The sequence below is a fragment of the Rheinheimera texasensis genome (assembly GCF_964031785.1).
GTDB classification, from domain to species: domain Bacteria; phylum Pseudomonadota; class Gammaproteobacteria; order Enterobacterales; family Alteromonadaceae; genus Pararheinheimera; species Pararheinheimera texasensis_A.
The window spans coordinates 15727-29997 of sequence record NZ_CAXIRE010000024.1; the positions used below are offsets into that span (position 1 = coordinate 15727).

Sequence of the window (14271 nt, forward strand, 5' to 3'; positions counted from 1 at the left end):
CCGCGATGAAAAAAATTGCGATAGTTCAGTCAAATTATGTGCCCTGGTTGGGCTATTTTCAGTTGATTAAGAGCGTCGACGAATTTGTGTTTTTGGACGACGTACAGTACACGGTGCGTGATTGGCGAAACAGGAACAAGATTAAGACACAAACCGGATTGGAATGGCTGACTGTTCCGGTGGTGCATACCAGCCGCAGTCAAACCATTGCTGAAACGACTATTTCTGATAAGCAATGGACGGAAAAACACTGGCAGAAGATAAAGCAAAACTATTCTAAAGCAGTGTGTTGGCAGGAGATGTCTCCAGTTATCAAAGCTTTATTTGACGAAGTCGCTGCCTTTCCATCGTTGTCTGCAGTAAATCAACTGTTAATAAGCAGAATTTGTCAAATTTTAGCTATAGATACTCCGCTGATGGCCGATAGTGAAGTTATCGCTGAAGCTGGAACATATAGCGCATCTGAAAGATTACTTGAGTTGTGCCTGCAGCGAAAAGCTGATGTTTATGTAAGTGGACCAGCAGCTCAGGCCTACCTGGATGTTGAGTTGTTCACCCGGCATGGCATTAAGGTTGAATGGATGAGTTACGGTCCTTGGACTGCTTATTCACAATTACATGGCGATTTTACCCCAGCTGTAAGTGTGCTGGATATATTACTGGCGCTTGGACCTAATGCGTCTCAGTACCTGAATAGCGTTATGCGGGAGCAAAAACATGCCGCGATATGACTTTTATGATCGGCTCACAGCTGATTTCCCGTCGCAGATAGTGGTTGACACGACCGAGGTCTGCAATCTTAAGTGTGTGCATTGCCCTCATCCGGTATTTAAACTGTCGGAACACTACGGTGCACGGCATTTAGATCCTGAGTTAAATAAGAAACTGGTCGATGAAGTTGCCAAAGCGGGTCGGGACAGCTGCCAATACATTCGTTACACCAGTAATGGCGAACCGCTGATGCATCCGCAAGCACATGAAATGATTCAGTATGCGGTAGATCACAGTGGCACATTCGTGACATTGACGACAAACGGTACCATTTTAAACGAAAAGAAAATGGAGCAATTGATTGCGTCCGGGCTCCATATGATTGATGTCAGTATTGATGCCTTTACCGCAGAAACATACCAGAAAGTTCGCGGTGGCCGACTGGAACAGGTCGATCGCAATGTCAACCGGATGCTGGAACGTATCCGGCAGCTCGGTGCCCGGACTAAAGTTGTCGTCAGTTTTATCAATCAACCACTTAATCAGCATGAAGCATTAGATTTCAAAAAGTACTGGCTGGAATGCGGCGTCAACGAAGTGCTGATTCGCAATCTGCACACCGCTGCAGGGATGATGAACGCGAACCCGGGACAACAAGAGCCGGGACGCCGGCCCTGTGTTTATCCATGGGAACGCCTCGTATTAGATCCCAAAGGTTTCCTTGCTTTCTGTCCGGCAGATTGGGGCAATGGACCAACGGTTGGGGACTTCCGGGAGTTGAGTATCGTTGACGCCTGGCGTGGCGAGTTTATGCAGAAGTTACGTGAAGCTCATCTGAGTAATAATTTCAGTTGCCACGGGTTTTGTGGTCAATGCCCGGACTGGAAGTTGACTCAGTGGCCTGATACCGGTCGTGGTTATGCAAATTTGGTCGCTGATCTGAAGGTGGAAATGTCATGAAAACACCCGCTGAAAAAATTTTTTACAGTATGCCAACTCCTCTTTCTGCCACTTTAGGCAGCGACATTATTACCAGCCTTGGTACAGGCCCGTATAAGAAGCAATGTGAAAAATTTTTAAGCGATCATCTGGAAGGCAATAAAGTCTTACTGACGCCGTCCTGCAGCGCATCACTGGAAATGTGTGCTTTGGCTGTGAACCTGCAGCCAGGCGATGAAGTGATATTGCCGAGTTTTACTTTTGTGACTTCTGCCAGTGCATTTGCGCTGCGTGGTGCGCGTTTAGTGTTTGTTGATATCAGGCCGGATACGCTGAATATCGACGAAAACCTGCTGGAAGCTGCCATCACGGACAAGACCAAAGCTGTTGTCGTGGTCCACTATGCAGGTGTTGCCGCGGAAATGGATCGGATCCGCGATATCTGTAGCCATCGCAACATTGCGGTGATTGAAGATGCTGCACAAGGTATTGGAGCTTCTTATCGGGGCTCCCCGTTAGGCAGCATCGGTGATTTTGGTTGTTTTAGCTTCCATCATACGAAGAATATCCATGCCGGAGGCGAAGGCGGCGCTTTAGTTGTTAAAAACCAGTTGCTTTCGCAACGCGTTGAAATCCTTCAGGAAAAAGGCACGGACCGGTCAAAGTTCATTCGTGGTGAAATCGACAAATATACCTGGCAAGAATTGTCGTCGAGTTATGTGATGTCCGAAATTCAAGGCGCCTGCCTGGCGGATCAACTGCAGCGCATGCAGCAGATCAATGCGCTACGGATGACACTTTGGGAAAACTACTTTGCGGAATTAACCGGCATCGAACAGGCTGGATTGGTAACGCTGCCGAAAATCCCTGCTCATTGCCAGCATAACGCACATATTTTCTTCATGTTATTACCAGATACTGAAAGCCGGGAACAATTCGTTGCGCATATGCGCTCTCACAACATCGAAGCAACAACCCATTACGTGCCATTGCATTCGAGCCCGGCCGGTAAAAAGTATTCGACATTTTGTGGCAAAGATGTGCATACGACAGACATTGCCTCAAGGATTGTCCGGCTGCCGATTTACAACACCTTATCTGAACAGGCGCAATCCAGAGTCATCGATACCACTTTTAGTTATTTTAAAAAGTACAAGGCGCGTCGCAGCGCCTGATTTAAACATAACCCGCAAAATGTGCCCGGATCATCGGATAACTGTTAAACCAGGTGGTAATTCCCTGGTTGATCAATTGCATTGAAATTTCATCAATGGCAGCACTGGCAATAATAATCTGCCCTTGCGGATGCTGACTGAGCATGGTTTCCAGCGACATGACTGCGCTGTGCTGACTGCCCGCACTATTACTGATAAATCCGCAGATGTTATAACCGCAATCCTTCAGGTACGTCTGGATAATTTGGCCGCCCTGGCCAGCGCCAAAAATATAAATGGGCTGGTTTTTGTCTAAGCGCGCGAAATCGTGCTTAGTCCTTAAATCAATTACATTCAATATCAAGGGCTTCACTAAGGCCGGATGACTTGGCTTGGCAAACAGATATTCGGTAACGATTTCGCCCATTTTGGATTTATTGTATTGAAAGCCTAAACCGGACAATTGCTGTACCACATCAGCAAAGCGGGAATATTGCATCGGCCATCCGCCGAGCCAGTCCCGGACATCATGCATCATGTCCATGCCGCGATTCTCTTTATAGTTCACCCATTTCCTGAACAGAACTGGCAGGTTTGCCGGTGTTTTCGCCAGTTCGAAGCGCCATAGATACCAGATCTCATCCAGTCGTTTTCTTAGCGGACTATGGTCCAGATATTTTTGTTTTACCTCAAACCAAAATTCTGGTGATTCCGCCGACCAGTCTGAGTCATATAAGCCAAAATAGAAGCAGCCCCCCGGTTGTACGCATTGACTGGCAAGGTTGATAGCCGTTTCCATATCGCCGGTGTGATGTAACACGCCCCATGAGTAAACGAGGTCAAAATGGCCCAATGACGCCATAAACGCAGCGTCTAATACGGAGCCCTGTTGCACCGTCCAGTTCGCCGGACTTCCCGCCATCCGCCACAGTGCTTGTGTCGCGAGTACCGATTGATGGTCATAGTCAAAACTGACAATTTTCGCCGCACCAGCCAGAAATGCGGCATAGCTGTGTAACCCACTGCCAGAACCGATATCCAGAAAACTTTTTCCCGTCAGACTTTCTTGTCCACAAAACTGTACCAGATGCTGCTGAGCCTGCTGTAAACGTTCTTCGGATAGTTTTTTATCAATGAAACTTTGCCAGTTACGGCCAAATGCAAATCTCTTTTCCGGGGTCGTTGTCATCGGTTTATTTGCCTGTTGAAAGTGTCTGAGTTGTTTGGGGTTGCAGCAGGCTGAGCGTATGAGTCGCCAATTGTCTGCAGTTGCGTGTTGCTTTGATGTCCTGACTGACTTGCTGCATGAAGGTTTTATGTTGTGCTGGATATCGCAGATAGTCACGTAATTTTATATACATGGCATTTTCATCATTGACCGGAACCAGGCTGTCTGTCAGGAGTGGACTTAGTGCTTCAGCGGTACCGCCGGCATCGGTGCAGACGAGCGGCAGGCCGTATTGCTGCGCTTCTAAAATAACGTTGGGGAAACCTTCAATGTGGGAAGGCCCCAGTAAACAATCTGCCTGGGTTAAATAGGGGGCAGGTTCATCAATCTTACCCGGCATGATGATTCGATCTGTAATGCCCAGTAACGACACTAATTCGGTGAGCTCGCCGCGCATTTCGCCATCGCCAATCAGAATGACAAATAACGACGGAAATTCTGCAATGAGTTGCGCTGCGACCCGAATAAAACCATCGGGATTTTTCTCACGGGTAAAACGCATAATACCGAGCAGCAATAAAGATTCAGGCGGCAGCTGGTAAAGGTTTCTGATGTCAGTGTCAGATTCAATTTCGTTGTCAGCAACTGCGTTAGGTACTGCCTGTAATGTGTCTATGCCAAGCCATTGCTGGTAAGAGTCTGCGCCGAGTTTACTGTTGGTATAAAGGACGCTGTCGGGGATTTGTTGCAGAATAGCGCGATACCATGGCGACATTGCGGACAACGCACAACTTTGAAATTCTGTCGTGTATTGCTGCGCCAGCAGGTGAGGTTCAAGTGAGCGTCCCGACATCAGGACTGACGGGCAGCCTGCAACGTTAGCAGCGGCAGCAGCAGTGATGTTGCATTCGTCCAGATAGGCAATAAACAAAAACGGTTTGATAGTGCGAAGCAGACGCTGCAAAGCTAAAACGTTATGACTGCCTTTGGGTCTGAGCAAGCGGCAAAGCGGCTGTAGCCACTGTAATTCTGCAGCTGTTGGCGGCGATTGTTGCCAGAGGGTGCGGACTAAAGGGATAAATTCACGCTGCACGCCAGCGTCAGCCAGTTGCATTTGCCAGCCGGTGACACTTGTATGGTCCTGATTTTGACATATCAATGTCACTTCGTAACCAAGTTGACGCAGCCCAATCGCCAGTAAGACGATTTGCCGCTCCGCGCCGCCTTTGTCTAATGCACTGATAAACAGACATATATGATGGTTATCAGCGCCATAAAATGCTGTTTTATGTTGCGCCAGCCAAGTTTGGGCTTCGGCAAAAATCATTGCCTCTGACTGCGTATCTGCCCAAATCTGCGCTTGCATCACGGGCAGGTTTGCATAACTCTGAACTTGCCGTGTTATCGATTCGCCAAATAGAGCCATTTCAGGGTAAGCCCATATTTGATATTGATTGTCTGCCAGCTGCTGCAAAATTTCCGGCTTTACTACCGGAATGCCAAGGATTTCCTCGGTATTTGCAGCGCCAGTTCCATCGATAACAAATATCGGGCTGACAGCTGCACCATATAAATAATAAGGGGTATGACCCGAAAGCCCCCAGCCGATAATCTGTTCAGCCGGGTGATTTTGCTTCTTTTGATGACTATTGTTCATGATTATTTGCCTGAAGCTTTTGCCAGCGCCCGATGCACCGCTGGTACACATCCAGATGAGTGCTGCTCAGCTGCGTGTGGTTATGTTGTCGCTGAATATACTGCCGCGGAGTCGTCAGCAATACCGGCGGGGTTTTAAAAAAATCCTCGATCCTGGCGGCGAGTTGCTCAGGATTTTTACCGGTAACGAGCCATTGCGGGCAGATCGGCGACAAGACTTCGGCAAGACCGCCAACATCAAAGGCAATCACCGGCAGGTTCGTTGCCAGTGCTTCAAGTACCTGTAGTGGCTGGTTGTCCGCAATACTTGGATAGACCATTAAATCGGCGGCGGCGTAGATATCGTTCATCCGCTCCGCAGTGTCGATAAAACCAGTGAAACGCGGATTTAATGCGGCGTATTGCGACTGTATTTGCGACGACTCTTTGCCAACCAGTAGCAGATTAAACTGAAGGCCGCCGTGTTTGAGTTGTTGCAGCGCCTGCAACCCTAACGTGATGCCTTTGTAGGGATTATCCAACTGGGCCGCTCCCAAAAGGATCGTGGGTAGCGCCGGGTCGAGGTTTAACTGGCTTTGCAACAACGCTTTTTGTTGAATCGTCTGTGGTGCAAAAAGCGCCGTATCTACAGTGTTTGCCAGCAAATAAGCTGGTTTTAACTGCGGAACTGCCGCATGCAGACGTTCTGCCAGCCACGTTGAAGGCGCCGCCAGTTGTAGCAACGGTTCTTTTAATGTACGCCGGTTCAACCGCCATTTCAGCGCTGAATAATCAAAACGGCTATCGAGCGGTGGCAGTCCGTGTTGCGGGCATTCGCCACAACCTTTGGTATAGCGGGTGCAATCCATCGGTTGGATGCAACCGCCGGTAAAGGCTGAACAATCGTGTAAGGTCCATAACACCGGCATTCGTTTGGCCAGATAACGCACTGATAACGGCGAAGCGGCGAAGGAAATATCGTGAATATGCACCAGATCAAAATTGGCCGGCAGGTTTTGCCAGAATAGATTGGGCAGCTCAAATGGGATCACATCAGGCGCAAACCAGCTTTTAACGGCGCGGCTCCAGCGATAAAACTTACGTTGGAAACGCTCACCGTATAATCGTCTGACTCTGCTGTCATAACCCGATTTGCTCCAGCTGACCCAATGCACCACTTCGTGGCCGTCGGCCAGCAGCGTCAGGCGCAGGTCTTCTGCCATTTTACTGGCACCGCCACCGGAATGATCCGCTTTTGAAATAAGCGCTATCCGCATCTGAACTTCCCCTGATCCATTGGCGTTATTCCTGTCCCAGCACCATGATAGACAGCGGCCCGGTGATCCCGAGCGCCTCTGCTGTGGCATGAATTTGTGCCGCCATTTGCTGTCTGAATGCGTAGGAAGTCACAACAAAATGCCGCGCGCCGGCATGCAACGCCTGTTGCAAGGAAATGACCTGCCACTGCTCAAAGCGGTATGGGCCGAGCGTCTCGGCTTTTTGGTCAATCAGGTATTCAATTGCTTCGTTGCTGTACCCTGGTTGCTGTTGGAACTGGCGGAAAAAGTCACCGACACCACAGATGGAATATTTTCGCCAGCCAGCGCGTTGTAATTGCTCGAGTAAAGTTCTGCTACGCCGCGCGGTTAAGTTGCTGACTTCGCCAAATAAGCGACCGGCCAGCTCCGGGTCCGCCAGTCGGAGTAAAGCTGCGGGCCAATGCAGTTGCTGGCTTTGCCACAGCGGGTCCAATTGCCAGTTCAGCCAGGCCTGTGGCACTGTAACTTCGCGAACTGTGTTGATTTGCTTTGCATCCAGTACCGGGTAGCGCAGCTGCGCGCCGAAATTATCTTCCTGTAACAGCTGCTGATAGAGTACCGCTTCTGCCAGTTGTGGTTTGTTGATAAAACGCTGCAGTATGGTTGCCGCGACACTGTCATCCAAATCGTGGTGCTGATAGCCACGGGCAAAGGCCAGCACGCCTTGGCGAAAGGCCGCGGTTTGTGCTGAATTTAAGGCAGCAGGGCCACATTGCGGTGTACCGTCGGCGCTATAACTGAGCGTGCTGCCGGTGGCGCCCACCAGCCAGGGTTCAAACGCTTTTTCAGCACGGGCTAATTGCTGACAAAGAGCCGGATGCTGACGCAGAAAACTGCTGTAAGCGATTTTCTGGTGATATTTCAGACTGCGGTCGCTGTGATAAAACAGCAGATTCAAGGCAAAATCCTGCTGCAGAATTTGACTGAGTAAACGGTGACAGGTGCCGCCATGGCCTAAGTCCAGCAGCTCAATTTTGCTGGCTTCTGGCAATTGCAGACTTTGCCAATACTGTTGAAAGGCCTGCTGCTGCTGATAAACACTCTGTTTCAGCCGCTCCTGATGTTGTTTTGCCAGACAAACTAAATGTTGCCACAGCGTTTGCTGCTGTATTAAAACCTGGTCGGTCTCGGCCAGCAGTTGTTGTTGGTAGTGGGTAAATTCATCTGGCAAGGTCAGCTGTAAGTCATCACACAGCGATTGAACGCTGTAGCCTTTTTGCTCCCGTAATAACAGCAGCAGTTGCGCCAGCCAGTCAGATTTTTCCGTGTTCAGACTTGGCCAATAGAGGGCTTTGCGTGAGACATAAATGGGAATGACCCGCGGAGCCTCAGGAAACAGTGGAGCACGGCAGTTCAGCACGTCGGCAAACAATAAGCCTTCGCGCAGCATGCATAAAATCACTTCACAGTGCGCCCGCTGCGCCTGTTGCAACTGCCAGTCAGCAAATGCCGTCAGCACCGGGCCCCAGATAGCAGCACCCAGACTATATGCGGTTTGCCGATCTTTAGTCTCCGCGTCATCTGGTGCTAGCCACCAGTCTGGCGGAATACTCTGCAGCCGGCGCTGTAAGTAAAAATCTGCATTTTGTGCTTGCAGATGTTCCATGGTCTGTAAGCTGGCGAAATCTATCCGCGGTGAATACCAGGCGGCATTGAGCCCGGAAGCCCTGGCATTAACCACATCGGCCTGCCAATGGTCGCCGATATGCAGCCAGGATTGCGGGTCGATATTTAGCTGTTGCTGCAGAAAACTGTATGCGCGGCCATCGTGTTTCGCGACGCCGGTATCACTGGAGACATAAAGCGGCAGCGACAGTAAAAACGGCTGCTGCTGAAACAGGTATTGGCGGATTTGCTGCGCATTGAGGTACATGTCGGATAGCAACACCACCTGGATACCCGCTTGTTGCAGCTGCTGCAGCGCTGCGATTAATGCGCGGTTGGGGACACACAGTTGTTGTTCAGTCTGCAGTTCGGCACTGGCATAAGCCTGCTGTTGTTCAACGTCACCCGGCATGCCGGCCAGGATTTGTTGCAGGCTGATTTCACCGGCACCATGTTGCTGGCGGCAGGTCAGTTCGGCCTGGATGCGCAGCGGGGCATAGTCGTCTGCAGTACAACCGAGTGGTAATTGATGGGTCTGTTCCAACAGTTGGCCGGCATGCCTAAATGCATCCGTTGGCGCACCGCATCGACGCAGCAGCAAAGTGTCGAATACATCGACACTGATAAAACGAAATTGCTGTGACTGGCACCAGGTAACAAACTCATCCATAACTGCATTGGTCCTGTTGAACGGTGGCCAACATGCCAGTGACTGCTTGGCTTTGCTGATAACGTTGGCGAGCCGTTTCAAACCGTTCTTGCCAGACTGGCTGCATAATTTGCCGGAACATCCCCTGAAAACGCTGATACTGCTGTAAGAAGGCCGGCAGGTTTTGATCTGCAACTAAGTGACCGTATGGATCTGCATGATAGAGGTTCGGCATCGCATTTGGCGCAGGGCGCGCAGTGCTGATGTGGCGGTGTACTATTATTCGGGGCGCGTTTGCTGGTACTGCCGACGCAGCGATTTGTGGCAAGTCCTGCAACGCTTCGGCAAGCGATTCAGGGCCATCAGGTTGGATCAGCACGCACTGCACCTGCTGAGTGTTCAGATAGCGGATAAACGGCTGAATCAGTTCCGGTTGCTCGGTGTTCACAATGTAAACCGGCTCTGTACCAGCAAATTGATTGAATAATGAATCTTGCTCGCGCGGCAGCACATGCCCGTCCTGGCGGAACAATTGGTCAGACATCACATCTTCGTAGGCAAACAGCAGGCTCAGCGCCAGATTTGGTGTTTGTTTTAACTGACAGAAGAACAGGGTATTGCAGCAACGCTCGGCCCAGTGGCTGATAAATGCTGCGAGGCGGTCTTCTGGTAAATGCTTCAGAAAAAACAATACCCTGTTGCGTTCAAAATAATAGGAGGCAAAAGTTGTGGCCAGATTCTGCGCGCCCATTTTGTGATAAACCCGCGCCTGACTGATAGCGTGAATTTCATAACCCGCTTGTTTGACGCGCCAGCACCAGTCCATGTCGTCCCAGTAGATAAAATGGCGGCGGTCAAAGCTGCCGACTTGCTGCAAAACTTCCAATCGAGTCATCAGGCAGCAGGCTGGTACGTAATCGCAGACTGTCACTGCAGGAAAGGCGGGGCTATCCGCTGCGCCTTTGTGTTCGACCCGCACTGAAAAGTTTTCCCAGTCGATATAACTGCCAAGTTCCTGTAAATATTGTGGATTATCCATGCTGAGGATTTTACTGCCAACCACACCGACCGCCGGATTTTGCTGTAAATATGCAAATAGCGAAATTAAGGTTTCACTCTCCAGTCTGATGTCGTTATCTAACAAGGCAATATGGCTGAATTGTTGGTCGGAAGCATATTCCATGCCTCGGGCAAAGCCACCGCTGCCACCTTCATTTTGTTGATTTTCCAGCAAGACGACTTGAGGAAACTCCTGCTTAACAAGCGTGACGGATTCATCAGTAGATGCGTTGTCAACGACGATGACTTGATGTTCAAACGAAAGGCCGGTGGAGGCAAACACGGACTCAAGACACTGCCGCAAGTATGCGGCTTTGTTGAAATTACAAATGACAATAGCAAGGCGAATATGCATGTTTAATTCCTACAGCACCAGTGTTTACTGGTGCAAAATGCCTGCAGTGTGCGAGACGCGTGTCGGATGGGCGGCATCCATTCAGACTCTGCAGACATGTTCAAAAACTATGCCTTTACTATCGGCCATGGCAGCACAAACTGAAATTTGGCTGGGGAAATTCATTGCTCAAGCGCAAACCAGAATTCTGGTATGGCCGGCCTCTGGCAGATTTTGCAGCAGGCGGTACTTTGTTTTGTGCCGTTCAGCCAAAAGGACGCATCTTTAGGAACTACGCCAGTTGTAACAGACATCAATGCGAACTCCCGCCTGGGCCTTCGGTGACACTCTCACCGCTTGCGATGCGCAGCAAGGCCTGATAATGCACTTTGCCATTACTGGTATAGGGAATATCCCTAACTAACAGTACCTTAAACAAACTGGGATGGAGCAGCAGGCTTTGCTGCAAATAAGCACTGACATGGGCTGCGGCGCTGGATTCGGCATTGGCGTCTATCACGGCAACCACTAAAAAGTCATCGCGACCGGTGCAGACCGTTTGCCAGTGTTCACGCTGCAGCAGTTGTTCGAGCTGGTCGAGTTGCAGGCGTTTGCCCTGTAGTTTCAGCATCCGTTTTAACCGGCCAGTGATTTTAAACAGGCCGTTTGGTAAGCGGATAGCCAGGTCACCGGTCGCCAGTTCGCTGAGTTTGTCGGTTGCACGCAAATCGCCGGAGTTTTGCGCATAACCCAGCATCACATTCGGCCCCTGATAGCAGAGTTCGCCTTCGGTATCGGCCTCTGCAATGAGGTCGCGGTTTTGTACTTCGCGCAACATTAAATTGCCGCCAGGGATAGCTTCGCCAATGCAATCGGCGTGATCAGCCAGATATTCAGGCCGCAGCCAGGCAATACGGGCTGTCGCTTCAGTCTGTCCGTACATCAGATACACCGGCAGTTGCTTTTGTGCCGACAGTTGCTGGACATAAAATCGTAAGTCGTCATCTAACGGGCAGCCGGCCTGTGTCAGATAACGCAGCGCTGGCAAAGGTAAACGCTCAAACCGCAAGGTTTTTAACATCTTATAGCTAAAAGCGACACCGGCCAGACTGGTGACAGCAAAATCGCGCATCTGCTGCCAGAACTCTTTATTGACCACAGAATAGTCGCTTAACAGCACAGTCGCGCCACAGAGCAAGTGGCTGTTGATGACGGAAAGCCCATAGGAATAGTGCATCGGCAGTGCCGTGATCGCGACATCAGACATCTGAATTGGCAGATAACGCGAAATGGCCAGCGCATTGCTGTGCAAATTGTCCAGCGACAACATCACACTTTTCGGATCGCCGGTGCTGCCGGAAGTACTGAGTAATAATGCCAGATCTGCTCTGGCGCGAAAGGCACTGGCGCTGACCCGCCGCATCGTGCCTAAATCATCAATCAGCACGGCAATTTCGAGCTGGCGGACCAATAAATCCAGCTGGCTTTGCGGCAGGTTAGGGTCCAGTAACAACAAAGGCCGCTGATGGCGCAAACAGCACAGATAGGCGACTATCGTCGTCAGATTGTTGCGACACTGTAAAGCGCAGACTTGTTGCGGCCAGACATCAAACTGGACAAAACGCTGCGCATAATGATCGGCCAGCTGCGCCAGTTTGCTGTAACTGATGCGGGTGCCATCTGCCAGCAGTAAAGCGGTTTGTTCGCCAAAGCGTTCCAGATTCTTGGCGAAGTGCAGGCTCATAACACCAGACCACCGTCGACGGCAATGACCTGGCCTGTGACATACTGTGCGGTGTCTGCACATAAAAAGCCCACCACAACGCCCAGGTACTTAGCAATGCCTGACTGACAACATAAAAAAGTGGCGTTAACATCCAGCTGACGTTGCGTCTCCAGACTGCTGGTTTTGGTTGGTGTCAGGGGACTGTCTGACATGATATTGGTGCTGATGATGAGCGTAATGGGGCCCGATGCCGGACTGTTCATGCAAAGGCCTGTTGCAGTTTGTGGTGGTTGCTTTGCTGTAATTCCTGATGTTGCATGCGCATCTCCAAAGGGTGGCTGTTAACGGGCAAAGCGGGCAAAGCGGCTGGCTGCGACGGTAAATCCGGCCAGGTCCAGCTGCATCTGCTGCAAAACAACCGGGCCTGCGGCAGTGCTGAAAGTTTGCTGCACTGTGCTCTGATAACCCAGCTGCTGGTTAAAACGCAGGGCTGCGCTATTGTCCAGTTTGACATGTGCCAGCAGTGTCGTACAGCCAAGCGTTTGAAAGCAATACTGATTGAGCGCAAGCGCCGGAAAAAACGCCAGCATAGAGCCCCGAAAACGCGGGTCTGCCAGATAAAATCCGCTTTCCAGCACTTTACTGCCAACAACAGGCTGGCCCTCAGGCTGTTTCAGGTTGCAGGCGCCGACAGGTTCATTTTTGTAGCGGATGACAAAATGTTGCTGACTGGCATCTACTTGAATGCGGTTAAACCAGCGTTGTTGGTCGGTGTCACTGATCTGGCGCTGGTCCAGCATCTGGGCACTGATATCCGGCTGATTGCGCCATTGCCGCAGCAAGGCTAAATCACCAGCAGTGACCGGCGTTAGTACCACGCCATAAGCTGTAATTGGTTCTACCGGCGTCATGCCAATAAATCCCAGCTTAGTGCTGTGCCACGGGGCACGTCGGTTTTGACGGTTTTGCCCAGTATCATGGGCAGGTATTTGGGCGCAAGGCCAAGGCCGGGGCGGATAGAACGCACATTGTCAGCGCTCAGCACGTCGCCGGCTTTTAAATCCGCCGCAATATACAACGAGCGGCGATGGCGGCGCGAGGCTACTTCTTTGGCGGTGACGCCATAATGTACGGCGCCGAGCGCCAGCTGCGCGCGGCGGGTTTCGTCGACCAGCATCTTTAATTCTGCTGGTTCGAGCGAAAACTCGGCATCGACGCCACCTTCGCTGCGATCCAGCACAAAGTGTTTTTCAATCACAGTCGCGCCTAAAGCGACGGCGGCGACCGCAACACCAATGCCGGTGCAGTGGTCGGATAAACCAGCCTGACACTGAAAAAGTTCGGCTAAATGCGGGATAGTGCGCAGGTTGGCGTCAACCGGTTCGGCCGGATAATTGCTGGTGCATTTAAGCAGGATCAAATCTTTGCAACCGTGGGCCTTAAGTACTTCGACGGCTTCTGCCAGCTCGCTCTGGCTTGCCATGCCAGTGGACATGATCACCGGTTTGCCGGTGCGCGCAACGGCGGCGAGCAGGGCATGGTCAGTGTTTTCGAATGAGGCAATTTTGTAGCAGGGCACCTGCAAAGTTTCGAGAAAATCTACCGCGGTCAAATCGAAGGGCGTACTAAACGCCACCATGCCCAGCGCTTTAGCGCGCTCGAAAATAGGCGCATGCCAGTCCCATGGCGTATTAGCGATTTGGTAAAGCTTATACAGGCTTTGGCCGAACCAGAGACTGTCCGGGTTATCGATAAAAAAATCACCGCTGTCGATGTCGAGGGTCATGGTATCTGCGGTGTAGGTTTGCAATTTAATCGCATGAGCGCCAGCGGCTGCAGCGGCGTCGACCATGGCTAAGGCTTTGTCCAGCGACTGGTCATGGTTGCCGGAAAGCTCGGCGATAATAAAAGGGACTTGCCCGGCACCCAGCTGGTAAGAGCCCAGTTGAATATTCGCAGCTTTGGTCATGTC

The 14271-nt window shown here is 51.0% G+C and carries 12 protein-coding genes; 3 read left to right on the forward strand and 9 right to left on the reverse strand.

Annotated features, from left to right (window positions below; translation table 11 throughout):
• Nucleotides 1-5: 5 nt before the first annotated feature.
• Genes ABNT34_RS18625 through rffA form a run of 3 tightly spaced genes read left to right on the forward strand, consistent with a single transcriptional unit; the run spans nucleotide 6 to nucleotide 2825 of the window.
• Nucleotides 6-731: a WbqC family protein gene (locus tag ABNT34_RS18625; protein WP_348734349.1), complete on the forward strand. Its 726-nt coding sequence runs from the start codon at nucleotides 6-8 to the stop codon at nucleotides 729-731.
• A complete protein-coding gene (locus ABNT34_RS18630) occupies nucleotides 718-1671 on the forward strand; it encodes a radical SAM/SPASM domain-containing protein (RefSeq protein ID WP_348734351.1) in 954 nt (317 codons plus the stop codon). Before ABNT34_RS18625 ends, ABNT34_RS18630 begins: the two co-directional genes overlap by 14 nt.
• 29 nt (nucleotides 1672-1700) lie before the next feature.
• A complete protein-coding gene (gene rffA, locus ABNT34_RS18635; RefSeq protein ID WP_348734778.1) occupies nucleotides 1701-2825 on the forward strand; it encodes a dTDP-4-amino-4,6-dideoxygalactose transaminase in 1125 nt (374 codons plus the stop codon).
• A 1-nt stretch (nucleotide 2826) separates the two neighbouring features.
• Here the strand turns inward: rffA and ABNT34_RS18640 are convergent, their stop codons facing one another.
• The 9 genes from ABNT34_RS18640 to pseI form a co-directional block, all read right to left on the reverse strand.
• Nucleotides 2827-3993, reverse strand: a complete 1167-nt coding sequence (locus ABNT34_RS18640; protein ID WP_348734779.1) for a class I SAM-dependent methyltransferase — start codon at nucleotides 3991-3993, stop codon at nucleotides 2827-2829.
• Nucleotides 3994-3997: 4 nt separating this feature from the next.
• A complete protein-coding gene (locus tag ABNT34_RS18645) occupies nucleotides 3998-5299 on the reverse strand; it encodes a glycosyltransferase (protein ID WP_348734353.1) in 1302 nt (433 codons plus the stop codon).
• 319 nt (nucleotides 5300-5618) lie between these two features.
• Nucleotides 5619-6884: a glycosyltransferase gene (locus tag ABNT34_RS18650; protein ID WP_348734355.1), complete on the reverse strand. Its 1266-nt coding sequence runs from the start codon at nucleotides 6882-6884 to the stop codon at nucleotides 5619-5621.
• 25 nt (nucleotides 6885-6909) lie between these two features.
• The gene (locus ABNT34_RS18655) at nucleotides 6910-9201 is read right to left on the reverse strand and encodes an HAD family hydrolase (RefSeq protein WP_348734357.1); all 2292 of its coding nucleotides are present in this window, start codon (nucleotides 9199-9201) and stop codon (nucleotides 6910-6912) included.
• Entirely contained in the window at nucleotides 9194-10594 is a 1401-nt protein-coding gene (locus ABNT34_RS18660) for a glycosyltransferase family 2 protein (protein ID WP_348734359.1), read from the reverse strand. The genes ABNT34_RS18655 and ABNT34_RS18660 overlap by 8 nt, the downstream gene beginning before the upstream one ends.
• A 292-nt stretch (nucleotides 10595-10886) precedes the next feature.
• Nucleotides 10887-12317, reverse strand: a complete 1431-nt coding sequence (locus ABNT34_RS18665; RefSeq protein ID WP_348734361.1) for an AMP-binding protein — start codon at nucleotides 12315-12317, stop codon at nucleotides 10887-10889.
• Complete coding sequence (locus ABNT34_RS18670) at nucleotides 12314-12511, reverse strand: hypothetical protein (RefSeq protein WP_348734363.1); 198 nt, start codon at nucleotides 12509-12511, stop codon at nucleotides 12314-12316. Before ABNT34_RS18670 ends, ABNT34_RS18665 begins: the two co-directional genes overlap by 4 nt.
• Before the next feature lie 129 nt (nucleotides 12512-12640).
• Nucleotides 12641-13210, reverse strand: coding sequence for a GNAT family N-acetyltransferase (locus ABNT34_RS18675; protein ID WP_348734365.1), 570 nt, complete (start codon nucleotides 13208-13210; stop codon nucleotides 12641-12643).
• Nucleotides 13207-14268: a pseudaminic acid synthase gene (pseI, locus tag ABNT34_RS18680; RefSeq protein WP_348734367.1), complete on the reverse strand. Its 1062-nt coding sequence runs from the start codon at nucleotides 14266-14268 to the stop codon at nucleotides 13207-13209. Before pseI ends, ABNT34_RS18675 begins: the two co-directional genes overlap by 4 nt.
• Nucleotides 14269-14271 lie beyond the last annotated feature (3 nt).